25 protein-coding genes are annotated in these 24818 nt (G+C 71.0%); 18 read left to right on the plus strand and 7 right to left on the minus strand.

Features of this window, described 5'->3' with window-relative positions; genetic code table 11:
* The first annotated feature begins 406 nt into the window (after nucleotides 1-406).
* The 5 genes from ACIRR8_RS15795 to ACIRR8_RS15815 all read left to right on the plus strand — a co-directional run bounded on the left by ACIRR8_RS15795 (nucleotide 407) and on the right by ACIRR8_RS15815 (nucleotide 5207).
* Nucleotides 407-967: an LmbU family transcriptional regulator gene (locus ACIRR8_RS15795; protein WP_404064389.1), complete on the plus strand. Its 561-nt coding sequence runs from the start codon at nucleotides 407-409 to the stop codon at nucleotides 965-967.
* Complete coding sequence (locus ACIRR8_RS15800) at nucleotides 964-2073, plus strand: DegT/DnrJ/EryC1/StrS family aminotransferase (protein ID WP_404064392.1); 1110 nt, start codon at nucleotides 964-966, stop codon at nucleotides 2071-2073. Before ACIRR8_RS15795 ends, ACIRR8_RS15800 begins: the two co-directional genes overlap by 4 nt.
* Before the next feature lie 52 nt (nucleotides 2074-2125).
* Complete coding sequence (locus tag ACIRR8_RS15805; RefSeq protein WP_404064395.1) at nucleotides 2126-3466, plus strand: NDP-hexose 2,3-dehydratase family protein; 1341 nt, start codon at nucleotides 2126-2128, stop codon at nucleotides 3464-3466.
* A 71-nt stretch (nucleotides 3467-3537) separates the two neighbouring features.
* Complete coding sequence (locus ACIRR8_RS15810) at nucleotides 3538-4173, plus strand: dTDP-4-dehydrorhamnose 3,5-epimerase family protein (protein WP_404064398.1); 636 nt, start codon at nucleotides 3538-3540, stop codon at nucleotides 4171-4173.
* Nucleotides 4170-5207 carry an NAD-dependent epimerase/dehydratase family protein gene (locus ACIRR8_RS15815; protein WP_404064401.1) on the plus strand — a complete coding sequence of 346 codons (1038 nt, stop codon included), beginning with the start codon at nucleotides 4170-4172 and terminating at the stop codon, nucleotides 5205-5207. Before ACIRR8_RS15810 ends, ACIRR8_RS15815 begins: the two co-directional genes overlap by 4 nt.
* A gap of 18 nt (nucleotides 5208-5225) precedes the next feature.
* Here the strand turns inward: ACIRR8_RS15815 and ACIRR8_RS15820 are convergent, their stop codons facing one another.
* The 3 genes from ACIRR8_RS15820 to ACIRR8_RS15830 form a co-directional block, all read right to left on the minus strand.
* Nucleotides 5226-5930, minus strand: a complete 705-nt coding sequence (locus tag ACIRR8_RS15820) for a beta-ketoacyl-ACP reductase (protein WP_404064404.1) — start codon at nucleotides 5928-5930, stop codon at nucleotides 5226-5228.
* Between the two features lie 218 nt (nucleotides 5931-6148).
* Complete coding sequence (locus ACIRR8_RS15825; protein WP_404064406.1) at nucleotides 6149-6730, minus strand: hypothetical protein; 582 nt, start codon at nucleotides 6728-6730, stop codon at nucleotides 6149-6151.
* 175 nt (nucleotides 6731-6905) lie between these two features.
* Complete coding sequence (locus ACIRR8_RS15830) at nucleotides 6906-8516, minus strand: family 20 glycosylhydrolase (RefSeq protein WP_404064408.1); 1611 nt, start codon at nucleotides 8514-8516, stop codon at nucleotides 6906-6908.
* 406 nt (nucleotides 8517-8922) lie between these two features.
* On the opposite strand from ACIRR8_RS15830, the gene ACIRR8_RS15835 reads away from it, so the two are divergent.
* The 10 genes from ACIRR8_RS15835 (at nucleotide 8923) to ACIRR8_RS15880 (ending at nucleotide 16655) form a co-directional block, all read left to right on the plus strand.
* Nucleotides 8923-9546, plus strand: a complete 624-nt coding sequence (locus ACIRR8_RS15835) for a 2-oxo-4-hydroxy-4-carboxy-5-ureidoimidazoline decarboxylase (RefSeq protein ID WP_404064411.1) — start codon at nucleotides 8923-8925, stop codon at nucleotides 9544-9546.
* A gap of 298 nt (nucleotides 9547-9844) precedes the next feature.
* Nucleotides 9845-10225, plus strand: coding sequence for a succinate dehydrogenase, cytochrome b556 subunit (gene sdhC / locus ACIRR8_RS15840; RefSeq protein WP_078625614.1), 381 nt, complete (start codon nucleotides 9845-9847; stop codon nucleotides 10223-10225).
* 5 nt (nucleotides 10226-10230) lie between these two features.
* Nucleotides 10231-10713, plus strand: a complete 483-nt coding sequence (locus ACIRR8_RS15845) for a succinate dehydrogenase hydrophobic membrane anchor subunit (RefSeq protein ID WP_404064415.1) — start codon at nucleotides 10231-10233, stop codon at nucleotides 10711-10713.
* Nucleotides 10714-10743: 30 nt separating this feature from the next.
* Nucleotides 10744-12498 (plus strand): succinate dehydrogenase flavoprotein subunit, encoded by a 1755-nt coding sequence (gene sdhA, locus ACIRR8_RS15850; RefSeq protein WP_404064418.1) that lies wholly within the window; start codon nucleotides 10744-10746, stop codon nucleotides 12496-12498.
* Nucleotides 12498-13265 carry a succinate dehydrogenase iron-sulfur subunit gene (locus ACIRR8_RS15855; RefSeq protein ID WP_364784215.1) on the plus strand — a complete coding sequence of 256 codons (768 nt, stop codon included), beginning with the start codon at nucleotides 12498-12500 and terminating at the stop codon, nucleotides 13263-13265. The genes sdhA and ACIRR8_RS15855 overlap by 1 nt, the downstream gene beginning before the upstream one ends.
* A gap of 149 nt (nucleotides 13266-13414) precedes the next feature.
* The gene (locus ACIRR8_RS15860; protein WP_404064421.1) at nucleotides 13415-14053 is read left to right on the plus strand and encodes a hypothetical protein; all 639 of its coding nucleotides are present in this window, start codon (nucleotides 13415-13417) and stop codon (nucleotides 14051-14053) included.
* Nucleotides 14054-14069: 16 nt separating this feature from the next.
* The gene (locus ACIRR8_RS15865) at nucleotides 14070-14891 is read left to right on the plus strand and encodes a hypothetical protein (protein ID WP_404064424.1); all 822 of its coding nucleotides are present in this window, start codon (nucleotides 14070-14072) and stop codon (nucleotides 14889-14891) included.
* A 93-nt stretch (nucleotides 14892-14984) separates the two neighbouring features.
* Nucleotides 14985-15425 carry a hypothetical protein gene (locus ACIRR8_RS15870; protein WP_404064427.1) on the plus strand — a complete coding sequence of 147 codons (441 nt, stop codon included), beginning with the start codon at nucleotides 14985-14987 and terminating at the stop codon, nucleotides 15423-15425.
* Complete coding sequence (locus tag ACIRR8_RS15875) at nucleotides 15422-15853, plus strand: thiol-disulfide oxidoreductase DCC family protein (RefSeq protein WP_404064429.1); 432 nt, start codon at nucleotides 15422-15424, stop codon at nucleotides 15851-15853. The genes ACIRR8_RS15870 and ACIRR8_RS15875 overlap by 4 nt, the downstream gene beginning before the upstream one ends.
* A 10-nt stretch (nucleotides 15854-15863) precedes the next feature.
* A complete protein-coding gene (locus ACIRR8_RS15880) occupies nucleotides 15864-16655 on the plus strand; it encodes a TetR/AcrR family transcriptional regulator (RefSeq protein ID WP_404064430.1) in 792 nt (263 codons plus the stop codon).
* A gap of 22 nt (nucleotides 16656-16677) precedes the next feature.
* Here ACIRR8_RS15880 and ACIRR8_RS15885 read toward each other — a convergent pair whose 3' ends face one another.
* From ACIRR8_RS15885 to ACIRR8_RS15895, 3 genes are all read right to left on the minus strand, one after another.
* On the minus strand, nucleotides 16678-18231 hold the full coding sequence (locus ACIRR8_RS15885) for an ABC transporter substrate-binding protein (RefSeq protein ID WP_404064431.1): 1554 nt from the start codon (nucleotides 18229-18231) through the stop codon (nucleotides 16678-16680).
* Nucleotides 18232-18508: 277 nt separating this feature from the next.
* A complete protein-coding gene (locus tag ACIRR8_RS15890; RefSeq protein ID WP_404065473.1) occupies nucleotides 18509-19852 on the minus strand; it encodes a metallophosphoesterase in 1344 nt (447 codons plus the stop codon).
* Nucleotides 19853-19882: 30 nt separating this feature from the next.
* Entirely contained in the window at nucleotides 19883-20131 is a 249-nt protein-coding gene (locus ACIRR8_RS15895) for an SCO4848 family membrane protein (protein ID WP_404064434.1), read from the minus strand.
* 133 nt (nucleotides 20132-20264) lie between these two features.
* On the opposite strand from ACIRR8_RS15895, the gene ACIRR8_RS15900 reads away from it, so the two are divergent.
* Nucleotides 20265-21527, plus strand: coding sequence for a D-alanyl-D-alanine carboxypeptidase family protein (locus ACIRR8_RS15900; RefSeq protein WP_404064436.1), 1263 nt, complete (start codon nucleotides 20265-20267; stop codon nucleotides 21525-21527).
* Between the two features lie 12 nt (nucleotides 21528-21539).
* On the opposite strand, the gene ACIRR8_RS15905 is transcribed toward ACIRR8_RS15900, so the two are convergent.
* Entirely contained in the window at nucleotides 21540-22481 is a 942-nt protein-coding gene (locus ACIRR8_RS15905) for a YihY/virulence factor BrkB family protein (protein WP_404064439.1), read from the minus strand.
* 186 nt (nucleotides 22482-22667) lie between these two features.
* Here ACIRR8_RS15905 and ACIRR8_RS15910 point away from each other — a divergent pair, with 186 nt between their 5' ends.
* Both ACIRR8_RS15910 and ACIRR8_RS15915 read left to right on the plus strand, forming a co-directional pair.
* Nucleotides 22668-24017, plus strand: a complete 1350-nt coding sequence (locus ACIRR8_RS15910; protein ID WP_404064442.1) for an FAD-binding protein — start codon at nucleotides 22668-22670, stop codon at nucleotides 24015-24017.
* 36 nt (nucleotides 24018-24053) lie between these two features.
* On the plus strand, nucleotides 24054-24809 hold the full coding sequence (locus ACIRR8_RS15915; protein ID WP_404064444.1) for a decaprenylphospho-beta-D-erythro-pentofuranosid-2-ulose 2-reductase: 756 nt from the start codon (nucleotides 24054-24056) through the stop codon (nucleotides 24807-24809).
* The last annotated feature ends 9 nt before the right edge of the window (nucleotides 24810-24818 follow it).

Raw genomic sequence — 24818 nt, forward strand, 5'->3', positions numbered from 1 at the left:
GAGCGGGTGCCGGCCTCTCGGAGGTGACCCCCGGACGCCCTCGCAGGACCGACGGCATCGGAGCCGCAACCCGGCCCCGCCACCCCTCGGAAGGTTTCACCGCAAGCCTCACGGATACCGCGCGGTAGCGGCCCGCCGAATAATTTCTCTGCATTAACAGACACTGGACGCCACTCGCCACGTGAGGCAGACTGCGCCACGATTGGATCAACGATCTCGCCCAAGATCATCGTGAACCGGGGGTTTCACAAATATGGAGCGTATGTTACCGAATAATCCGAACAGACACACACGCCTTACTACCCGCGAGACCCCGGAAAAAGGGAACCGGAATTCTGGGGACTTCCCGGCAGGACGTACCGGAGCGGCACGCACCGGCAGAACCTCGCTCACACTTCCGACACATATGCCGATAGATCAGTGGCGTGATCTCGGTCAACACATTTACGTCATCAACGATTCGTCCGGATGGTGGTTCGGCGATTGGCTGATTTACGGCCAACAGCACTACCCGGACCGCTACAAACACGCCATCGCCGAGACGTCGCTCAGTTACCAGACGCTACGGAACTACGCGTGGGTGGCCGGACAGTTCGGCGTGGACCGCAGACGGGACCGGCTGAGCTTCCAGCACCACGCCGAGGTGGCGGGCCTCAACGTCGAGATGCAGGACAACTGGCTCAACCAGGCCGAACGGTTCGGCTGGTCGCGGAACGAACTGCGTCGGCGCATCAAGGCGGGGCTGCGCCCGCCGTCCGAGAAGCTGCCGGCCAACGTCCGGGTGGATGTCACCGCCGAACGCCGCGCCCGCTGGGAACGGGCGGCGGCCGACCGGGGCCAGGAACTCTCCGCCTGGATCATCTCCGTGCTGGACGAGTCCGCGAGCGTCTGGCAGACGGAACCCACCCCGCAGCTCGCCCCGGCCCCCGCCGAGCACCCCCAGCAGAACGGAGCCCCCCTGCCATGACACTCGCTGTCTGGGACTACCTGAACGAGTTCGAGGCGGAGCGCGACGACATCCTCGACGCCGTGGAGAGCGTGTTCCGCTCCGGACGGCTGATCCTGGGCGACAGCGTCCGGGGGTTCGAGAGCGAGTTCGCCGCCTACCACGGCGGCGGGCAGTGCGTCACCGTGGACAACGGGACCAACGCCCTGGTGCTCGCGCTCCGCGCGGTGGGCGTCGGACCCGGTGACGAGGTCATCACCGTCTCCAACACGGCCGCCCCCACCGTCGTCGCCATCGACGCGGTCGGAGCCGTGCCCGTGTTCGTCGACGTCGACCCGGACACGTATCTGATGGACGTGGACCAGGTCCCCAAGGCCGTCACCGAACGCACCCGCGCCCTGCTGCCCGTCCACCTCTACGGGCAGTGCGTCGATCTGGCCCCGCTGGAGGAGTGCGCGCGCGCGGCCGGCCTGGCGCTCGTCGAGGACTGCGCCCAGGCCCACGGAGCCCGCCGCGACGGCCGGATCGCCGGGACGACCGGTGACGCCGCCGCCTTCTCCTTCTACCCGACGAAGGTGCTGGGCGCCTACGGGGACGGCGGCGCCGTTCTCACCGGCCGGGACGAGACCGCCGACGCGCTGCGCAGACTGCGCTACTACGGCATGGAGAACCGCTACTACGTCGAGTCCACGCCCGGTCACAACAGCAGGCTGGACGAGGTGCAGGCGGAGATCCTGCGGCGCAAACTGACCCGGCTGGACACCTACCTGGCGGGGCGGCGCGCCGTGGCCGACCGGTACGCCGAGGGCCTGGCCGGCACCGGTCTGGTGCTGCCCGCCGTCGCGCCGGGCAACGACCACGTGTACTACGTGTACGTCGTGCGCCATCCGCAACGCGAGGTGATCATGCGGGAGATGGAGCGCAGGTCCATCTCCCTCAACATCAGCTACCCGTGGCCCGTCCACACGATGCGGGGATTCGCGCACCTGGGGTACCGGCCCGGTGATCTGCCGGTGACCGAACACCTGGCGGAGGAGATCTTCTCCCTGCCGATGTACCCGTCCCTGCGCCCGGACGACCAGGAGCGCGTCATCGAGGCCCTGCGCGAGGTGACGGACCGGCTGTGACCCCCCTGCCCCCGGCAACCCCCCGTCCGCCCGCCCCGAGGAGGCAGCCGTCGTGGAGGAGCCCGTTCCCCGCCCGCACCCCTCCGTGACCGGCGCCTTCGGCCGCTGGTGGGAGGAGCGCCGCCGTGCGGCTCCGCTGACGGCCACCCCCGTCCCCTTCGCCGACCTGCACCGGTGGCACTTCGCACCGGAGGGCGGAGACCTGGTCCACGCGACGGGCGGGTTCTTCGCCGTCACCGGAATGCGCCGGTACGAGGCCGACGGCACCGTGCGGGACCAACCGGTCATCTCCCAGCCCGAGATCGGGATGCTGGGCATCCTGGTCAAACGGTTCGGCGGCGTACCGCACGCGCTGATGCAGGCTAAGGCCGAACCCGGCAACGTGGGCTCGGTCCAGCTGTCGCCGACGGTGCAGGCCACCCGCAGCAACTACACGCGTGTGCACCGCGGCCACGGCACCCGCCATCTGGAGCACTTCTCCGGGGACCGGCGGGGCCGGGTGCTGGTGGACTCGCTCCAGTCCGAGCAGGGGGCGTGGTTCTGGCGCAAACGCAACCGCAACGTGCTGGTGGAGACCACGGCCGAGGTGGCGGACCACCCGGACTACCACTGGGTGGAACTGGACGAGCTGCGGCGGCTGCTCCGTACCGACCACCTCGTCAACATGGACGCCCGGTCGGTGCTGGGCACCGCTCCGCTGTTCCGCCCGCCCCCCGACAGCGGCGATCCGTTCGTCCGGGCGCTCGCCCGCTCCTACGCCGGGTCGCCGGCCGGACACGACGACGAGCAGGAGGTGCGCACGTGGCTGAACGACGCCAAGAGCCGGTGCGCCTCGCACGCCCGGCTGCTGCCGCTCTCCGGCATCGGCGGGTGGACCCGCACCGACGGGGAGATCGGCGACGACGACGGCACCGCCTTCCGGATCATCGCCGTCCAGGTGACAGCGGTCGGCCGGGAGGTTCCGGGCTGGTCGCAGCCGCTGCTCGCGCCCCGGAGCGAGAGCGTGGCGACCTTCCTGGCGCGCGAGATCGACGGGGTGCTGCACCTTCTCGTCCAGGCAAGGGCCGAGCCGGGACTCCACGATCTGCTGGAGCTGGCGCCGACCGTGCACCGGCACTACCCCGATGAGGCGCCCGGCCCCTTCGACGCGCTCGCGGAGAGCGAGGACCCGGCGCGCGTCCGGTACGACGCCCGGCACTCGGAGGAGGGCGGCCGGTTCCACCGGGCGATCACCCGCCACCGGGTGATCGACGTCGGCGCCGAGGTCCCGGTCGACGTACCCGAGTCGTACCGGTGGCTGACCGTCCACCGCCTGCGGACGCTGGCGCGGCAGGGCTACCACGTCAACGTCGAGGCACGCAGCCTGCTGGCCTGCCTGCACAGCCTGTGGTGAGCGCCCGGACCGGCGGACCGGTCCACGGCCTCCGCCGGCCGCAGTACCGCACCGACCGAGAGGACCACTCCGTGCAATGGAAGAGCCTGGGCGTGCAGGGGGCCCGCGTCTTCACCCCGACCGTCTTCCCGGACGAACGAGGTCTGTTCGTCGCCCCGTTCCAGCGCGATCCGTACGCCGGGGCGGTGGGCCTCCCGCCCTTCCCGCTCGCCCAGACCGCGCACAGCCGCTCGCGGCGCGGAGTGGTGCGCGGCGTCCACTACACCGCCGCGCCACCCGGCATGGCCACGTACGTGTACTGCGCGCGCGGCCGGGCCCTCGACATGGTGGTCGACGTACGAGTGGGTTCCCCCACGTTCGGCCGGTGGGACTCCGTGGTGCTCGACGCGGAGGAGTTCCGCGCCGTCTATCTGCCCCTGGGCGTCGGGCACGCCTTCACCGCCCTGGAGGACGACACCGTGATGTCGTACCTGCTCTCGGGCGGGTACTCGGCCGAGGACGAGAAGGCGGTCTCGGTGTTCGACCCGGCGCTGGGGCTGCCCCTCGCGCCGAGCCCGCCCCCCGTGCTGTCCCCCCGCGACCGGTCGGCCCCCACGCTCGCCGAGGCACGGGAGGCCGGAATGCTGCCGGACTACGCCACCTGCCTGGAACTGGAGGCCGAACTGTGCTCCGCGGTGCCCGGCCCGATGTCGGGACCGGCCCGATGAGCGCGGCTCCGGGCGGAGCGGCGGCGAGCCCGACGGCGGGGCGTACCCCTCTGATCACCGTGCTGGGGGCCTCCGGGTTCCTCGGTTCCGCGGTCGCGGCCATGCTCGCGCGCACCCCGGTCCGTCTCCGGCTCGTGGCTCGGCGGGCCGGCTCGGTGCCGCCCGGCGTCGCCGAGGTGGAGACCCGGGCCGCCGACCTCACCGACCCCGGCAACCTGCGCGACGCCATCGCGGGCGCCGACGCGGTGGTGCACCTGATCTGCCACCGCACCGACAGCCACGCCTGGCGCACGGGGAACGATCCGATGAGCGAACGGGTCAACGTGGGCATGGTGCACGACCTGATCGACGCGGTGCGCGAAAGGGCCGGGGGGCCGCCCCCCGTCTGCCTGTTCATCGGCTCCACGAGTCAGGTGGGCCTGACGTCCGCCGACTGCATCGACGGCACCGAGCCGGACCGCCCGGCCAGCGTCTACGACCGGCACAAGCTCCTGGCGGAGCAGGCACTGCTGTCGGCCACGGCGGAGGGCGTGCTCCGGGCCCTCTCGGTGCGGCTTCCCACCGTGTTCGGGGACTGTCCGGTCCCGACGGCGGTCGACCGCGGGGTCGTGACCGCGATGGCCCGGCGGGCCCTGGCGGGTGAGCCCCTGACGGTCTGGCGGGACGGGGAGATCGCCCGCGACATGCTGTACGTGACCGATGCCGCCCGGGCGCTCGTCACCGCGCTGGGCCACGCCGACGAACTGGCGGGGCGCAGTTGGGTGGTGGGCACCGGGCGGCCCACCCGGCTCAGGGACCTGTTCACCTCGGTCGCCGAGATCGCGGCGGCGCTCACCGGCGGGCCACCGGTCCCGGTCGTCACCGTCGATCCGCCCGCCCATGCCACGCCGCCCGACTTCCACAGCTACACCGTGGACGCCTCGGCGTTCCGCGCGGTGACCGGGTGGACGCCGGACGTGCCGCTGCGAACGGGCCTGGAACGCACGGTCCACGGCCTCGCTAAGGACCGCCGGGGGCAGCCCGCGGGAGGCTGAGGCAGGTGCCGCCCCGGGTCAGTGCCCCATGCCCAGCCCGCCGTCCACGGGGATGACCGCGCCCGTGACGTATCCGGCGTCGGGGCCCGCGACGAAGCGCACCACCCGCGCCACCTCGTCGGCCGTGCCACTCCGCCCGAGTGGCACGGCCCCCCGCATCTCCTTCTGGCGCGACTCGGGTACCGCGGCGGTCATATCGGTGTCGATGATTCCCGGCGCGACCACATTCACGGTGATGTTCCGCGAGGCGACTTCGCGCGCCAGGGAACGGGCAAATCCGATCATGGCCGCCTTCGAAGCAGCGTAATTCGTCTGCCCTGCGGACCCCATCATTCCGGATACAGACGAAATGAGAACGATGCGCCCCTTCCGGGCCCGCATCATCGGATACAGGGCGCGACGGGAAACCCGGAAGGCGCCACCCACATTGGTGTCGTAGACGGAGGAGAAATCGTCGTCGCGCATCACGGCCAGCAGTTTGTCCCGAGTGATGCCGGCATTGGCCACGAGCACCTCGACAGGCCCGTGCTCCTCCTCCACCCGCTGAAACGCCTGGTCCACCTGGTCGGTGTCCGTGACATCGCACGGGACCCCGAGAACCCCCTGCGGCGGTGTGCCCGACCGATGAGTGACGGCGACCCGGTCCCCCGCCTCGGCGAAGGAAAGCGCTATCGCCCTCCCTATTCCCCGATTTCCCCCGGTGACGAGAACCGAACGCCCCATGACATGCCCCCTGAATTCCCTTGAATTCCCGGCGAACCCGACGGGCAACACGCCCCCGACCGCCCTTGGGAAAAGAGCCAAGCACAGCACTCTGAACTGTTCAAGGGTGAATCCGTTCCGAGAACGGAGGCACCGCGGCCGACGGAACCGGGACGCCTTTTCGCCGTGCTGTTCCGGGGCGCGGCCGCCCCGGAACGCCGAAAGAGCCGCTCCCGCCGTCAGCCCCGGACGCGGGCCCGGCGCGACATCACCGCGCGCAGCACCCGGCGCCCCTCCGTCGACAGGTCCAGGGCCTCGCGCACCCCGGCCCCGCTGCCCGCCGTGCCGGTCGTCTCCGCGAGGATCTCCAGGATCCGGATCTGGCGCTCCAGCTCCCCCGCCACCAGCGGCCCGGCTTCGGTCGGCTGCCCGTCACGTGCGGCCTTCAGGAGGTCGGCCCCGTTCACCGGGACCTCCCCGTCCGGGACGTCGAAGCGGCCGTGGATCTCCAGCGCGACCAGCGAGCAGGCGTCGGCCCACTCCCGTAGCGGCGCGGGAGCGAAGTCGGAGGGCGCGGCCCCCAGCATCGCGCGCACCCGTGCGGCCGGGCCGTCACTGACGGCCTCGTCGTCCATCGCCGTACGGACGGCCGCGAGGCGGATGGCCCATTCCCGCCCGTCCTCGCAGCTCGCCCAGAGCGGCCGCAGCGGCTCGGTCCCGGCCGGGCCCGCCAGCAGCGGCAGGCACCGGTCCAGGCAGGCCACGGCAGTGGCGGCGAGCGCTCGCTCGTCGGCGCGTTCGATCAGTTCCAGCAGACTCATCGACGTCTCCCTCGGTCTACCGCGTACTGCGCCGATTGGCCGAAAAGCGTCACTTCTGAGCGGCTGTCAGCGGTGCGCGCCCGGGACCGCCGGGGCCGGTCGTTGCGGGTGCCAGGCGGTCGGGCAGCGGCGGCCGGGTGCCGGGGCGCACGGCCCGCCGGCGGCCCGGGTTCCGTCAGCCCGCGCTGCCCGTCCGGCCCGCCAGCTCCTGGAACTGCGCCCAGGTCAGCTCCGGCTTCCGCGGGTCCCACAGCTTCTGCGAGGTCGCGACGAGCGGCATCCTGATGCCGTCGGCCACCTGCTGGGTCGTCTGCGCGTTCGGCAGGTCGCCCCAGACCGCGAACCGGCCGCCGAGGATCTGCGGCGAGTAGCGCTGCGCCACCGGTTCGGTGCCGCGCAGGACCATCGGCGTCCACTGCTCGTAGATCCGCTTGCCGGTCGGGTAGACGAACTCGTTCGGCTCGCCGAGCACGTAGTACAGGAACTCGTCGTTGAGGTTGAGCATCTTGTAGCCCTCGGCGAGGTACTCCTGCGGCGGCCGGGCGCCGATCTCCTTGCCGGTCCAGTACTCGATCTCGATGTTCTTGGCCGCCTTGACCTTCGAGTCCCGGAAGAGGCCGTCGTTCCACGCCTTGGCGGTGCGGCCCTTGGGCTCGACCACCTCGGCCCGGTCGTTCAGCCAGCCGGTGGCGAGGTCCTCGATGGTGGCGCCGGAGCCGTGCTTCTGCTCGGCGGCCCGCTGGAGCTGCGGGTACGAGGCGGCCGGGTCGCCGACCATCAGCGCCTGGTACTCGTCGGCGCCCAGGTGCCAGTACTTCCCGGGGAACAGGTCGGTGTACTCGTCGAGCAGCTCGTCGATCAGCTTCGCCGCACCCGGCTTCGAGATGTCGATGGACCCCGGCGACTGGCGGCCCTGGGTGTTGCGGAGCTGGAGGTCGGGGTGGGCGCGCAGCACCGCGCCGAGGTGTCCGGGCGAGTCGATCTCGGGGACGACCTCGATGTGCAGGCTGTTGGCGAGGCCGACGATACGGCGGACCTCGCCCTGGGTGAGGGCCTCCTCCGAGACCACCTCGGGATGGGTCTTCGACTCGATCCGGAACGCCTGGTCGTCGGAGAAGTGCAGGCCGAGCTGGTTGAGCTTGAGGTCGCCCATCTCCCGTATGCGGTCCTCGATCCACTCCGCGCTGTAGTGCTTGCGGGCGATGTCGAGGTTCAGCCCGCGCTGCGGCCGGTCCGGCCGGTCGTTGACGACGCCTTCCGGGACCGTCCTGTCGGCCTTGAGCGACTGCTTGAGGGTCCGGGTGCCGTAGAAGACGCCCGACTCGTCGGGTCCGGTGATCCTCACCTTCCGGTCGCGGACGGTGAGCGTGTACGACTCGGCCGGCCCCTGGTCCTTCGCGCCGAGCGCCAGCTCGACGTCCCCCTCGCGCGGCGCCTCCGCTCCCCGGTAGGGGAGCTTCAGCTCCTTGGCGAGCAGCTCGGCCTCGTCGGCGAGCACCTGGCTGCCCTTGGCTATGACGATCGAGCTGTCCTTGCCCGGCTGCCAGCCGGGACCGCGCGCGGCGGCGTGCTCGCGGACCGCCGGGATCGTGCTCGGGGTGGTGGAGAGCGGGTAGCTGCGGGACGGCGACGGGGCGGCCGCGGTGGCGGAGGTCCCGGACGGTGAGGCCGCGTCACGGGAGGGGTGGCTGCCGGAGCCTTCCGGCCAGACGACGACGGTGAGGACGACGGCGGCCGCGGCCGTGACAGCCGCGCCGGTGACGAGGGCACCACGCGAGGGCGACATCGGTCAGATTCCTCCGGAGTAGGAGCCAGTGGGGGGATGTGGAGGGCGAACGGTCGGGGGGTGAGCCGGGTAAGCGAATAGGCTGAAAGGTTGACATTTGTGGCGGCGATCCGCTCACCGAGGACGATCGCGGAGCGTACAGAACGCCAGATCTCGCAGGTCAGGCGGCCGTCAAACGTTCCGTAACTCTCCCGTTCGGGTGATTTTTGGCCGTTCCCCCGGACGGCCCCCGACAGATCTCGCTAGCGTTGCTGCACATTCGTCTCTCTCTTCACTTCCACCCCGGGAACATCTTCGCTTCCACCCGGGACCGTCACACTTCCACCCCGTGTCCGTCCCGGTTTCACCTCGCGTACGCCCCCGTCGGGCAACCTCGTTGCCCTCCTGCCCGTCTTCCGTGGCACAGATGTCATTGATCGAGGAGTCCACGCTGTCCAGGTCCAGCGAGTCCCCCGCCGGCCTGCCCGAGCAGTCCGCGCCCCCGGCCGGGTCCTCCGCCATACCCGTGCAGCTCCGCCGCCCGCCGCAGGTCAGCGGCGGAGCCGGAGCGTCCCCCGCCACCCTGGCGGCCGGTCTCGCCCGGTTCAACGAGGCACCGTTCACCACCGCGGAGGCCGCGCTCCTGGAGTGCTGCGGCAGCGGGCGCTGGGCCCACCGGATGGCCGCCCACCGGCCCTTCCACGACCTGGCGTCCCTGCTGGCCGCCTCCGACGAGGCGGGGTACGACCTGGCGCCCCGGGACATCGCGGAGGCGCTCGCCGCCGAGCCCGCCCCCTGCCTGCACCACGACGCGCCACGCGCCGCGCACCTGGCGCTGCGGGCCGCGCACGCGGCGTACGAGAGCAGATTCGGCCATTCCTTCGTGATCTGCCTCGACGCCTGCCCGCCCTCGCAGGCGGTGGACCAGGTCCTGGCCTCCATCCGGGTCCGGCTGGCCCACGAGGTGGACGAGGAGCGGGCCGTCACCGCCGACGAACTGCGGCGACTCGCCCGGAGCCGACTGGTCGAGCTGGTCACCGAGGGCTGGTGATCCGGAGCCGGTGACCGGGAGCAGGTGACCCGGAGCCGGTCACCCGGGCGGCGGGCAGGCCGCCCGTGAAGGGCCCGTTCCAGGGGGCGTCCTGCCGATCGAGCCCGCCATGATCGGCAAGACACCCCCTAGCCCGTACGTGCCTGTTTGATTGCCACTTTGATCACACCAGAGGCCCCGGCGCGAACGAACCGACAATGCGTCGCTACGATGGCCGGGGCCGGTGGACCGTACCCGGCCGGGTCAGACCGACAGTCAAGCCGGCCGACCCCAATCCCCGCTCCCGGAGGGTTCTTCCGTGCCGGCTGGAACGCTGTACCGCGGCCGGGAAGGCATGTGGTCCTGGGTGGCTCATCGAGTCACCGGTGTCCTCATTTTCTTCTTCCTGTTCGTACATGTCCTGGACACCGCTCTCGTCCGCGTCTCCCCCGAGGCCTACGACGAAGTCGTGGCCACGTACAAGACGCCGATCGTCGCGCTCCTCGAATACGGCCTCGTGGCCGCGATTCTCTTCCACGCGCTGAACGGTCTCCGGATCATCGCCGTGGACTTCTGGGCCAAGGGCCCGCGACTCCAGAAGCAGATGCTCTGGACCGTGATGGGCATCTGGATCGTGCTGATGGTCGGGGCCCTGTACCCCGTCCTCGGTCACGCCGTACGCGACGTCTTCGGGAGCTGAGGCCCATGTCCAGCGAGACTTCTTCCGCAGCCGCGATCGGCGACGTGGAGAGCGTGAGCCTCTACGACGTCGACAACCCGGCCCCGGTGATCGAGCCGCCGCGCAAGCGGACCGGCAAGACGCCCAAGGGATCGCGCACCAACTTCGAGATGTACGCCTGGCTCTTCATGCGCCTGTCGGGCATCCTCCTGACCGTCCTCGTCATCGGCCACCTGCTGATCCAGCTGGTGCTCGACGGCGGCGTCTCCAAGATCGGCTTCGCCTTCGTGGCGGGTCGCTGGGCCTCGCCGTTCTGGCAGGCCTGGGACCTCATCATGCTGTGGCTCGCCATGCTCCACGGCGGCAACGGCCTGCGCACGGTCATCAACGACTACGCCGAACGGGACAGGACCCGCTTCTGGCTGAAGATGCTCCTGTACACCGCCACGGTGTTCACCGTCCTGCTGGGCACGCTGGTGATCTTCACCTTCGACCCGAACATCCGCTAGGCGCCGGGACAGAGGGACCAGAGGAAAACCATGCAGATCCACAAGTACGACACCGTCATCGTCGGCGCCGGCGGCGCCGGCATGCGCGCGGCCATCGAGTCGACCAAGCGCAGCCGTACCGCCGTGCTGACGAAGCTCTACCCCACCCGCTCCCACACGGGCGCCGCGCAGGGCGGCATGGCCGCCGCGCTGGCCAACGTGGAGGAGGACAACTGGGAGTGGCACACCTTCGACACGATCAAGGGCGGTGACTACCTGGTCGACCAGGACGCCGCCGAGATCCTCGCGAAGGAGGCCATCGACGCCGTCCTCGACCTGGAGAAGATGGGCCTGCCGTTCGGCCGCACGCCCGAGGGCAGGATCGACCAGCGCCGCTTCGGTGGTCACACCCGAAGCCATGGCGAGGCCCCGGTCCGTCGCGCCTGCTACTCGGGCGACCGCACCGGCCACATGATCCTCCAGACGCTGTACCAGAACTGCGTCAAGGAGGGCGTGGAGTTCTTCAACGAGTTCTACGTCCTGGACCAGCTGATCACCGAGGTCGACGGGGTCAAGAAGTCCGCCGGCGTCGTCGCGTACGAGCTGGCGACCGGCGAGATCCACGTCTTCCAGGCGAAGTCGGTCATCTACGCCTCCGGCGGCACCGGCAAGTTCTTCAAGGTGACGTCGAACGCGCACACCCTGACCGGTGACGGCCAGGCCGCCTGCTACCGGCGCGGTCTGCCGCTGGAGGACATGGAGTTCTTCCAGTTCCACCCGACGGGCATCTGGCGCATGGGCATCCTGCTGACGGAGGGCGCCCGTGGTGAGGGCGGCATCCTCCGCAACAAGGACGGCGAGCGCTTCATGGAGAAGTACGCGCCCGTCATGAAGGACCTCGCCTCCCGTGACGTCGTGTCCCGCTCCATCTACACGGAGATCCGTGAGGGCCGCGGCTGCGGTCCCGCCGGTGACCACGTCTACCTGGACCTGACCCACCTGCCGCCGGAGCAGCTGGACGCCAAGCTCCCGGACATCACCGAGTTCGCGCGGACGTACCTCGGCATCGAGCCCTACACGGACCCGATCCCGATCCAGCCGACCGCGCACTACGCCATGGGCGGCATCCCGACCAACGTCGAGGGCGAGGTGCTGGCCGACAACACCACCGTCGTCCCGGGCCTGTACGCCGCCGGCGAGGTCGCCTGTGTCTCCGTGCACGGCGCCAACCGCCTGGGCACCAACTCGCTGCTCGACATCAACGTCTTCGGCAAGCGCTCCGGCATCGCGGCCGCCGAGTACGCGGCGAAGAGCGACTTCGTCGAGCTTCCCGAGAACCCGGCCCAGCTCGTCGCCGACCAGGTGGAGCGGCTCCGCAACTCCACCGGCACCGAACGGGTCGCCGCCCTGCGCACGGAGCTGCAGGAGTGCATGGACGCCAACGTGATGGTGTTCCGCACCGAGCAGACCATCAAGACGGCGGTCGAGAAGATCGCCGAGCTGCGCGAGCGGTACCTCAACGTGTCCATCCAGGACAAGGGCAAGCGGTTCAACACCGACCTGCTGGAGGCCATCGAGCTGGGCAACCTGCTCGACCTGGCCGAGGTCATGGCGACCTCGGCGCTCGCCCGCAAGGAGTCCCGCGGCGGTCACTACCGCGAGGACTACCCCAACCGCGACGACGTCAACTTCATGCGCCACACCATGGCGTACCGCGAGGTGGCCGCCGACGGCGCCGAGTCGATCCGGCTCGACTACAAGCCGGTCGTGACGACCCGCTACCAGCCGATGGAGCGTAAGTACTGATGGCTACCCCCACCCTGGACAAGACCGGCAACGCCGAGGCCGGCTTCGCCGACTCGCCGTTCATCACGGCCACGTTCCGGATCCGCCGCTTCAACCCCGAGGTGTCGGACGAGGTCCAGTGGCAGGACTTCCAGATCGAGATCGACCCGAAGGAGCGTGTCCTCGACGCCCTTCACAAGATCAAGTGGGAGCTCGACGGAACCCTGACGTTCCGCCGTTCCTGCGCGCACGGCATCTGCGGTTCCGACGCGATGCGGATCAACGGCAAGAACAGGCTCGCCTGCAAGACGCTGATCAAGGACATCAACCCGGACAAGCCGATCATGGTGGAGGCCATCAAGGGCCTCACGGTCCTCAAGGACCTCGTGGTCGACATGGACCCGTTCTTCCAGGCGTACCACGACGTCATGCCCTTCCTCATCACCAAGGGGAACGAGCCGACCCGCGAGCGTCTGCAGTCCCCCGAGGACCGCGAGCGGTTCGACGACACCACCAAGTGCATCCTGTGCGCCGCGTGCACGTCCTCGTGCCCGGTGTTCTGGAACGACGGCCAGTACTTCGGCCCGGCGGCGATCGTCAACGCGCACCGCTTCATCTTCGACTCGCGCGACGAGGGCGGCGAGCAGCGGCTGGAGATCCTCAACGACCGTGACGGCGTGTGGCGTTGCCGTACGACGTTCAACTGCACGGACGCCTGCCCGCGTGGCATCGAGGTCACCAAGGCGATCCAGGAGGTCAAGCGCGCGCTCATCACGCGTCGCTTCTGATCCCCGCGCGCATCCCGGCGCACCGCCTTCACGGGCCCCGTCCGCCGTCGTCGTCATGACCTCGGCGGGCGGGGCCCGTTGCTGCGTCCGGGCGATATGGGCGGTACGGTCGTGCGGAGCTGAAAGCCGCGCAGAGAACGGGGATCCCCATGAGCGAGCCGAATCCGTACGCGGGCGACGCGTACAAGTGGGGTCCTCCCCAGCAGCAGCCCGGACACCCACAGCACTCCGGCCATCAGCAGCACCCCGGCCACCCGCCGACGGTGGCCGACGGCCAGGCGTACGGGTATCCGCCGCCGGGTGCCACGCCCGCGTACGGCTATCCGCAGCCGCTCCCCGAGTCGGCGACCGAGCCGGGGCCGGGGTACGGGTATCCGTATCCGGGCCGGCCGACGATGCCGGGCCAGTACCTGCCCGTGGCCCAGGGGGTGCCGGGTCAGGGTGGTGTCCCGGTGCTGTCGATCGGCGACATCACCGTCATGAGCGACGCGATCGTCACGCCGTCGGGGACGATGCCGCTCCGGGGCGCGGTCTGGACGGCCACCGACATGTCGCGCACGGAGGAGAAGATCCCGGCGCACGCGATCGTGCTGGCGATCGTCTTCGCGCTGTTCTGCCTGATCGGCCTGCTCTTCCTGCTGATGAAGGAGAAGCGGACCGTGGGCTTCGTGCAGGTGACCGTCACCAGCGGCGGCCGCCACCACGGCACGATGATCCCGGCGATGGGCCCGCACACCTTTCCCGCCGTGATGGGCCAGGTCAACCAGGCCCGCTCGATGAGCGCCTGAGCGGCGGCCCGGCGTCATGGCACGTTTCGAGCACACCGTCACCGTCGCCGCGCTGGACCGCCACTGGTTCGAGGAGGCCGCCGGCCATGTGGTGGACCTCTTCGACGCCTCCCGGGAGCGGGACGGCGCGATCCTGCTGCCCGACGGCCGCCCGATCCACGGCCTCCGGCTGCTGAAGGGGCGTCATCTGGAGTCGGGGGCGCGGTACGGGGAGATACCCGGGACGGACCGGGACGGCGCCCCGGAGGCCACCGTCCTGCGGGAGTGGCGGCCCTCCCGGACCGTCGAGCTGGAGAGCCTGGTGGCGGAGGAGGGCATGTCCATGCGGGTGGGCGTGCGGGTGCGCGAGCCCCGGACGCCCAGGGAGCTGGAGGTGTCTCTCGACGGGCACAACCCGCAGGGCGGTTCGCTGTACCGCTTCTCGGGCCGCGCCAAGGTCGACCTGCGCGCCTGGTGGGCGGCGCTGGACCAGCCGCTCTCGGCGCCTCCGGCGGCCCGCGCGCCGGTCGTCGGCCGGGCGGTGCACCGGCTGGCCGAGGCCCGTCTGACGGTGACCCCGCGCCCGGCCGAGGACGGCTCCTGGCAGGTCTCCGTCGTGCTGACCGTGCGCGGGCGGTGGCTGCTGCGGCCGGTCGCCGGGGTGGCGCTGGCCTTCGCGCGGAGGCCGGTCGATCGGGGGTTCCGGGAGGCGGTGGACTCCTCGGTGGAGGGGTGGGCCGAGATGCTGGCGGAGGCGGTGCCGCTGCGCGGTGAGGCGCTGCGCGCGGAGATCGCGGACGCGCTGACCGAGCCGCCGGAGCCGGTGGAAGAGCCCGCGCCGCTCCTCAAGGCGCTCTGACGGACACCCTGTAGCCCCCTTCTTGAACATGTTCAAGAAGGGGGCTACAGTCATGCCCGAGAGTAGTTTTGAACACGTTCAAAGGAGTCGGGCATGGACCTCACCGTGGTCGCGTACGTCCTCTACCTGCTGATCAGCGTGGCGCTCACCGTCTGGGTCGCCCGCACCCTCAGCCGTAACGGCAGGGTCTTCCTCGCCGACGTGCTGCACGGCAACGAGAAGCTCGCCGAAGCCGTCAACCACCTGCTCGTGGTCGGCTTCTACCTGGTCAACCTCGGCTTCGTCACGCTCTACCTCAAGAACGCCGACGGGGTCGCCGACGCCCGCGAGCTCTTCGAGGCGCTCTCGGTGAAGGTCGGCGTGGTCCTGCTGGTGCTCGGCGTGATGCACCTGGGCAATGTGTACGTGCTCAGCCGCATCCGGCGCCGCAGCGCACTGGAGCGCGAGCAGACCCCGCCCGTACCGCCGCAGGGCTGGACCAGGCCGGGGGCGCCGGGCCCGTGGGCAGCGCCCGCGCCGACGCCGGGGCAGTGAGCCCGGTGACAGCCGCCGCTCCGGTCCGCCGGCTCACCGTCCTCTACGACGCGCGGTGCCCGCTCTGCACGCACCTGCGGCACTGGCTCGGCCGCCAGCGCCAGCTCGTCCCGCTGGACCTCGTACCGGCCGGATCGGCCGAGGCGCGGCGGCGGTTCCCGGAGCTGGATCCGGTCTCCACGTACGAGGAGATCACCGTGGTCGGCGACCTCGGGCAGGTCTACCGGGGGACCTCCGCCTGGATCGTCTGCCTCTGGGCGCTGGCGAAGTACCGTTCCAAGGCCCACTGGCTGACCACGCCGGCCGGAGCGCCGTTCGCCCGGGGGACCGTGCTCGCCGCCGCGAGATACCGGGCGGCAACGGCTCCGCGCTGCGGTCCGGGCCAGGCGTGCCCGGTGCCGCCGGGTGCTCAGTGGGCTCCCCGCTAACCTTGGGCCCGTGGTGAAGGAAGAGAAGAACGTGCAGGAGAACGGGGCCGCGAAGCCCGCCAAGGCGGCCAAGACCGTCCCGGCCGGCAAGGCGGCGAAGAGCGAGCAGACCCGCACGCTGATTCTCGAAACGGCGCTCCGGCTCTTCGCCGAGCGTGGCTACGACAAGACGACGATGCGGGCCATCGCCCAGGAGGCGGGCGTCTCCACCGGGAACGCCTACTACTACTTCTCCTCCAAGGAGCACCTGGTCCAGGGCTTCTACGACCGCATCGCCGGTGAACACGCGGCGGCGGTGCGGCCCGTCCTGGCGGACGAGGCGGAGCTGGCCGGGCGGATCCGGGGCGTACTGCTGGTCTGGCTGGAGGTGGCGGAGCCCTACCACCGGTTCGCCGCCCAGTTCTTCAAGAACGCGGCCGACCCGGACAGTCCGCTCTCGCCGTTCTCCGACGACTCGGTGGCGGCCCGCGATGCGGCGATCGCCATCCACCGCCAGGCCCTCGCCGGTTCTGACACCAAGAGTGATCCCGAACTGGCGCCGCTGCTCCCCGAGTTGCTCTGGCTGATGCAGATGGGGCTGGTGCTGTTCTGGGTGTACGACCGCTCACCGGGCGCCGAGCGCAGCCGACGGCTCGTCGAGCGCACCGCGCCGATCGCCGCACGCGCGATCGGGCTCTCCCGCTTCCGGGTGCTGCGACCGCTCGTACGGCAGGTCCACGCGTTGCTGGTGGAGTTCATGCCGGGCGGTGAGGCCAAGGCCTCCGCCGCCGCGGACGGGACGCGGCCCGGGGCGGCCGGCTGACCGGCCGCCCCGGGCGGGTGCGTCAGATCCAGCTGAGCTCCCACAGGCGCCAGAAGCCGGTGCCGTCGGAGAGGTACTGGGAGCCGGCGACGTCCGTCTTGGCGACGACGTAGTCCTTCTTCTGCCAGAGCGGCAGCAGCGGTACGTCCTCGCCGACCAGCTTCTGCATCTCCTTGAAGTCGTTGGAGGTGCGGCCGCGGTCGCTGAACTGCTGCGTGGCGGCGATCAGCCGGTCCATCTTCTTGCTGGAGTAGCCGCTGTGCAGGACGTTTCCGGTGCCGACGAGCGGCTGGCTGAAGGTGTCGGGGTCCGGGAAGTCGGGGAACCAGCCGACGGTGTACATGTCGTACTCACCGGCCGCGTACCCCTTCTGGTACCGCGTCCACTCGACGGCCTTGACCGAGACCTCGAAGAGGCCGTCCTTCTCCAGCTGGCGCCGGAGCTCGGCGGTCTCCTTGGTGTACATGTCGCCTTCGCGGTAGGCGAAGTTGACGGCCACCGGCGTCTGGATGCCTGCCTCGTCGAGGAGCTTCTTGGCGCGCTTGGGGTCGGAGGACGGGTAGGCGTCGAAGAAGGGGGTGCTGTGCCCGATGTAGCCGGTGGGGATCAGCGAGTACAGCGGCTCGACCGTGCCCTGGTAGACCTTGCTGACCAGCGGGCCTCGGTCCAGGAGCGCGGCGACGGCCTGGCGGACCTTCTTCTCGCCGAACGGCGAGTCCTTGCGGGTGTTGAAGATGATGTTGCGGATCTCGGCGCTGGCCGCCTCGGTCACGCGCAGCTCCGGGTCGCCCTCGTCCAGCTCCGCGAGCTTGGAGGACGGCAGCTGGCGGTGGGCGATGTCGACGTCGCCGCTGTTCCAGGCCGCCAGCAGGTCCTCGGACGCGGTGAAGTAGCGGATGTCGACCGCTTCGCCGATCTTCTTGAGCGCGCCCTTGTACTTGAGGTTCGGCACCAGCTCGGCGCGGGCGTTCGGCTCGTACGACTTGAGGACGTACGGTCCGGAGCCGTCGACCTGGTTGCCCTTGCGGAGCTCGTCCTTGGGGTACTTGGTCGAGTCGACGATCGCCGCCGCGCCGGTGGCGAGCTTCTGCGGGAAGGTCGCGTCCTTGCCGGACAGGTTGAACGTGATCGTGCGGCCCTCGGTGGAGACCGTGTCGAGCGTCGGGAAGAGGCCCGAGGGGCCGACGTCCGACTTGATCGCGAAGATCCGGTCGAAGGAGTGCTTGACGTCCTTGGCGGTGATCTTCCGGCCGTTGGAGAACGTCAGGTCGTCACGGAGCTTGCACTGGTACGTCTGGAGCTTCTGGCCCACGAACGCGCAGCTCTCCGCCGCGTCCGGCTCCGGCACGATGGCGCCGGGCTTGAAGGTCATCAGCGACTGGTAGATGTTGCTGTAGATCGCCCAGGAACCCGCGTCGTACGCGCCGGCCGGGTCCAGCGAGGTCACGATGTCCGATGTCCCGACCGTGATCGCGTCGGTCTTCCCCTCCCCTGAGGGGAGCAGTTGCCAGGCGCCGACGCCTGCGATGACCAAAACCGCGAAAATCGCGAGAATCCGTACCCGGACCGACCGCATTGCCGTGCTCTCCCTTACCAGCCCCACCACGGCAGTTGCGCTCAGACACGCACACTGCCGCACGTTCGCGCTTACCCAATCACACGATTTTCACATCTGGAAGAGTAAATGGGGCACTCACAGCCTTTTGTTGGACACGTTCGACTCGGCGTGTCCGAAAAGGCTGTTTCCCGCCTCTCACCTGCGGATTCACGTAGCGGAGCGTGACGTTACGGTTCGGTTTAGTTGAAGATCGCATGATCGCAACCGCAACGCCCGCAGAGGCGGAAGCCGGGATTCAGGCCTGGCGCGAGGCGAGTTCGACGACGGTGATGTCGGCCGGAGCACCCACCCGTACCGGCGGGCCCCAGGCGCCCGCGCCGCGCGAGACGAACAGCTGCGTGTCGCCGTACTGTTCGAGCCCGGCGACGGTCGGGTTGGCGAGTTCGGCGAGGTAGTTGCCCGGCCAGAGCTGGCCGCCGTGGGTGTGGCCGGAGAGCTGGAGGTCGACGCCGTGCTCGACGGCGTCGTGGATGACGACGGGCTGGTGCGCGAGGAGGACGGCGGCCCGGGAGCGGTCCCGGTCGCCGAGCGCGCGGACGAAGTCGGGGCCCTGGCCCTCGGTCTCGCCGGCGATGTCGTTGACCCCGGCGAGGTCGAACCCGCCCATCTCCACCCGGGCGTTCTCCAGCGGGATCAGCCCCAGCTCGCGGACGTGGTCCACCCACTGCTCGGCGCCGGAGAAGTACTCGTGGTTGCCGGTGACGAAGAAGCTGCCGTGCGGTGCGCGGAGCCCGGCCAGCGGTTCGGCGGCGGAGCCGAGGTCGGCCACGGAGCCGTCGACGAGGTCGCCGACGACGGCGACCAGGTCGGGCGAGGTGGAGTTGATCGTGTCGACGATGCGCCGGGTGTGGGCGCGGCCGAGGATCGGGCCGATGTGGATGTCGCTGACCACGGCGATCCGGAAGCCGTGGGCCGCGCGCGGCAGTTTGGCCAGCGGCACGGTGACGCGCTTGACGCTCGGCCCGCGCAGCACGTTGGCCGTCCCGTACCCGACGGTGGCGAGCCCGGCGGCGGCCGCGGCACCGCCGACGACCCGGGAGACGAAGAGGCGGCGGGAGGGGAGGGCGATCGCGGAGGTGGGCGTGGGGCCGGCCGGTGCCGGGTCGGCGGGCGGAGTGGGCGTGGGCGCCGGATCGGCCGAGGTGGTGGCGGTGTCCTGGCCTGCCGGGACGAGTTCTTCGGTACGGATGTGGCTTCCGCTCGCCGTCGTCGCCACGGCCTCCTGGGGCGGCGCCACGGCGGTCCCCGCGGCGGCCGCCGCGTCGCGCCGGGCGAGCACACGGGTCAGGAGCGGGCGGACGACCTCGCCGACCAGCAGGGCGAGCGTCAGGTACATCAGGCAGGCCAGCCACAGGAACCCGGGCCAGGCCAGCACCTGCTGGAGCCAGAAGGGCGCGCCCATCCGGCCGGAGGTCATGGCTCCGACGCTCAGGAGCGGCAGCACGAAGGCGGCGACGGTGCCCACCTTGCGCAGCGTGCTGCCGGGTGCCGTCGTGTCACCGACGAACCGGCGCCACACATAGCGGTGCACGGTCGCGAGCAACGCCAGCACCACGAGCGCCACCAGGACGAAGATCACTGCTGCCATCCGTGCCTACCTACGTTCTTCTCATCGTGCGCGCTCGTCGCGCAAAGCCCGGACGCCACGCAACCCGATCGCACCGACCACCGTCCCCAGAAGAAAGGACGTGATGGCGAGCAGCAGGTGCACCCAGAAGTACCCGGTCGGCTCACCCGCGTCGTCGAACGCGAGCCCGCTGCCGTCCTGCCACAGGTTCTTGACGAAAGAGATCCAGATGAACCAGCTCCACACCCCGAAGACGAGCAGGAACCAGGAGGCGGGGCGGCTGAGCTTCATGGGTCCAGTATCGCCACCGCCCTCCGGGGCCCTCGCCCGGGGTGGCGTCCGAAAGGGGCAGTCCCGGCCACTGCTCCGGCGGGTCAGCCGGTCCGGGTCCTCATCCACATCTTCGCCCTGTACTTTTTCGACCGTGCCTGCTCTGAAAAAGATCGCTTCAACGGTCATCTCCGCCGCCCTGCTGTCGAGTCTTGCCCTCACTCCCGCGCACGCGGCCGACAAGGACAAGAAGGACGACAAGCAGCCCAAGCCGCCGAGCACGATGTCGAGCCTGGGCGGGGAGCAGCTCGCCAAGACGGGTGACCAGGTGAATCTGGGCCCCGGCGCCCCGGTGCTGCCGAAGAAGCTGTCCGGCCGCTCATGGGTCGTCGCGGACGCGGAGAGCGGCGACATCCTGGCGGCGCACAACGCTCACTGGCGGCTGCCGCCCGCCTCCACCCTGAAGATGCTGTTCGCGGACACGGTGCTGCCCGCGCTCCAGCCCACCTCCCTGACCCACACGGTGAGGGAGAGCGACCTGGCGGGGGTCGGCGAGGGCAGCAGTCTGGTGGGCATCAAGGAGGACCACACGTACTCGGTCCACGACCTGTGGCTCGGCGTCTTCCTGCGGTCGGGCAACGACGCGGTGCACGTGCTCTCGGAGATGTACGGCGGCGTCCCGAAGACGGTGGCCGCGATGCAGAAGCACGCCGAGGAGCTCCAGGCGCTGGACACGACGGTGGTCTCGCCGGACGGGTACGACGCGCCGGGCCAGGTCTCCAGCGCCTACGACCTGACGCTGATCGCCCGCAGCGGCATGCAGAAGAAGGACTTCCGCGAGTACGCGGCCACGGCCTCCGCCGACTTCCCCGGTCAGAAGAAGAAGGGGAAGAAGCGCGAGAGCTTCGAGATCCAGAACACCAACCGGCTGATCACCGGGGACATCGGCGTCGACCCGTACAAGGGCATCGCGGGCGTCAAGAACGGCTACACGACCCACGCGGGCTCCACGTTCACCGGGGTCGCCGAGCGCAACGGCCGGGTGCTGCTGGTCACGGTCATGAACCCGTCGGCGGAGGAGAGCCACGCCGTCTACAAGGAGGCCGCCCACCTGCTCGACTGGGGCTTCGCCGCGAGCGGCAAGGTGACCCCGGTCGGCCAGCTGGTGCCGCCGAGGTCGCTGGACACCGGGAGCGTGAACGGCGGCAAGGACGTGCAGCCGGCGGCCGGGGCGGACCAGGGCTCCGGCGGCCAGGCGAAGGCCGCGCACGCCGCGACCGCGGGGCAGGAGTCCGGCGGGGCCGGTATCGCCCTGGCGGTCGTCGGCGGCGTGCTGGTGGTCCTGGCGGGCGGGGTGTTCCTGGTCAACCGGCGCTGGCCGGTGCCGGGGCTGAGCCGCCGCCCGCCGCAGGACTGACGCGGGACCGGCTCAGGAGGCCCGGGTGGAGCCGCCGGCCTCCTGAGCGGCCTCCGGCTCCGCCTTCGCGTCCTCGTCGCCCCCGCCGTCGCCCAGTTCCTCCGCCTTGGAGCCGGTCGCGGTCCAGGCGGCGCAGAACAGCAGCAGCTTCGCGGAGAAGTTGATCCACAGCATCAGCGCGATCGGGACGCCGAACGCGCCGTACATGCTCTTGCCCGCGACCCCCTTCATATAGCTGCCGAGCAGCAGCTTGAGCAGCTCGAAGCCGACCGCGCCGATCAGCGCCGCGACCACCAGCCGGCGCCGGGGCGGCTCGACGCCGGGCAGCAGCGTCAGCAGGTAGAGGATCAGCAGGAAGTCGGCGAGGACCGCGACCACCAGGGCCGCCAGCCGGAGCAGGATGCCGCCCGCGCCGCCCTCGGGGATGCCGAGCTGGTCGGCGGTCCAGCCGACGGCCGTCGTGCCGACGGTGGAGACCGCCAGGGTGGCGAGCGCCGCGCCGCCGAGGCCGACCAGCAGCACGGCGTCCTTGAGCTTGGCGACGACCGGGTTGGCCTCCTGGACGTCGTCCAGCTCCCAGACCGCGCGCAGGCACTCCCGCATCGAGCCGATCCAGCCGACACCCGTGAAGAGCAGCAGCGCACCGGCCACCAGTCCGACCGTGCCCGCGTTGGCCACCAGGGTGTCGATGCCGAGCTGGTCGGAGATGCCCGGCACCTGCTCGGCGAGCTTGTCCTTGATGGTGTCCAGCTGTTCGTCGCTCAGCAGCGCGGCCGCGATCGCCGCGCCGACCGCGATCAGGGGGAAGAGTGCCAGGAAGCTGATGAAGGTGATCGCGGCGGCGAGCCTGGCCCAGTGGACCTTCTCCAGCCGCTCGTAGGAGCGCCAGGCGTGCGTCTCCATGAGCCGGGAGACGAGCGGCCCGACGACGGGGAGTTTCTTGAGCCAGTCCATGGACCTACGCGTACCCTCCCGGGCCCGGAAAACCTGCGGGCCGCACCGGGCGCTCTTCCGGACGCGTCCGGAAGGCCCATCGCCCGTGCCGCTGACCCGCGATCCCTCACCCGTTCCGGTGAGTGGTGTAACAAAAGGTACGAATAGGTTTTCGCGGACGATACGCCCGGGGCTACGGTCACGGGCATGTCCGTCGACACGGTGTCCTTGACCGGCTGGGGCCGCACCGCCCCGACCACCGCCGTACGGTTCCGCCCCCGTACGTACGAGGAAGCGGCTGCCGTGGTCCGGGGCCGCGGGCCCCGGGGCGCGCTGGCCCGGGGGCTCGGGCGGGCGGCCGGTGACGCGGCGCAGAACGCGGGCGGCTCGGTGCTCGACATGACCGGCCTGGACCGCGTCCGCGCACTGGACGAGGCGGCCGGGACGGTCCGCTGCGACGCGGGCGTGACCCTGGAGCGGCTGGAGCGGATCCTGCTGCCGCGTGGCCTGTTCCCGCCGGTCGTGCCGGGTACGGGCCGGATCACGGTCGGCGGTGCGATCGGCTCCGACGTGGACGGCCGCGACCACCCGGCCGCCGGTTCGCTCGCCCGGTACGTCGAAAGCCTGGAGCTCCTCACCGCCGACGGCGAGGTGCGTACGGTGAGGCCCGGCACCGCCCTCTTCGACGCGACCACCGGCGGCCTCGGGCTGACCGGTGTGATCCTCTCCGCCACCCTCCGCCTGCGGCGCGTGGCCTCGCCGCTGATCGCCGTCTCCACCGAGCGGGCGGTGGACCTGGACGACCTGCTGGCCCGGTTCACGGCGGCCGGCGGCGACCGTACGCCGTACGCCTCCGCCTGGATCGACCTCCTCGCCCGGGGCCGGGCCGCCGGACGCGGCATCCTGACCCGAGGGGAGCACGCGCCCCCTTCCGTGCCACCGGCGCACGCCCGGCGCACGATGCGCGCCCCGCGCACGGATCCCCGCCCCACGGCACCGCTCCTCCCCGCCGGGCTGCTGGGCCGGACCTCCGCCGCCCTCCTCAACGAGGTGCGCTACCGGAGTGCGCCCCGCTCACGGACCGGCGAGCTCCGCACCACCACCGCCTTCTTCCACCCGCTGGACGCCCTCCCCGACGCCGGCCGGCTGCACGGCCGCGCCGGGCTCGTGCGCTACCGGTTCACGGTCGGGTACGGGCAGGAGGAGACGCTGCACCGCGTCGTGCGGCGGATCGCGGCCCGGCGCTGTCCTGCCTTCGGCGCCGAGCTGCGGCGGTTCGGCGCCCCGTCGCCCGGCTGGCTGTCGTTCCCCGCGCCCGGCTGGACGCTCGCCGTCGACCTGCCCGCCACCCTGCCCGGCCTCGGCCGCTTCCTGGACGGGCTGGACGAGGAGGTGGCGGCGGCCGGGGGCCGGGTCTGCCTGGCGCAGGACGCGCGGATCCGGCCGGAGACCGCGGCCTCGATGTACCCGCGCCTCACGGAGTTCCGGGAGCTGCGGGCGGAGCTGGACCCGACGGAGGCGTTCCGCTCGGATCTGGCGCGCCGGCTCTCCCTCTGACGTACCTGGCTTACCCCCCTTGAACAGGAGTGTTCCGTGAAGGACGCCTTCGGTGCCCCGCAGTCCCTGCTCGTCCTCGGCGGCACCTCCGAGATCGCCCTCGCCACCGCGCGCCGCCTGGTCGCCCTGCGCACCCGCCGGGTCTGGCTGGCCGGCCGCCCCTCCCCCGCCCTGGACACGGCCGCCGCCGAGCTGCGCGACCGGGGCGCCGACGTGCGTACGGTCGCCTTCGACGCGCTGGACCCCGGCACGCACGAGGAGGTGCTCGGCAAGGTCTTCGCGGAGGGCGACATCGATGTGGTGCTGCTGGCGTTCGGGATCGCCGGGGACCAGGGCCGCGACGAGGAGGAGCCGCTGGCCGCCGTGCGGGTCGCGCAGACCAACTACACCGGGGCGGTCTCGGCCGGGCTGGTGTGCGCGGGCGCACTCCAGGCGCAGGGGCACGGGTCGCTGGTGGTGCTCTCCTCGGTGGCCGGTGAGCGCGCCCGGCGGGCCGACTTCATCTACGGCTCCAGCAAGGCCGGGCTCGACGTCTTCGCGCAGGGGCTCGGGGACGCGCTCCAGGGCACCGGCGTACAGGTGCTGGTCGTCCGCCCCGGAACCGTACGGACGCGGGCCATGGCCGGACAGCCGGAGCAGCCGTTCGCCACCACTCCGGAGGCGGTGGCCGGAGCGATCGTGACGGGACTGCGACGGCGCTCGGAGACGGTGTGGGTGCCCGGCTCGCTGCGGGTGGTGATGTCGGCGCTGCGGCACGTGCCGCGGCCGCTGTTCCGGCGGCTGCCGGTGTGATCACCGGGC

The organism is Streptomyces sp. NPDC101178, assembly GCF_044767965.1.
Lineage (GTDB): Bacteria > Actinomycetota > Actinomycetes > Streptomycetales > Streptomycetaceae > Streptomyces.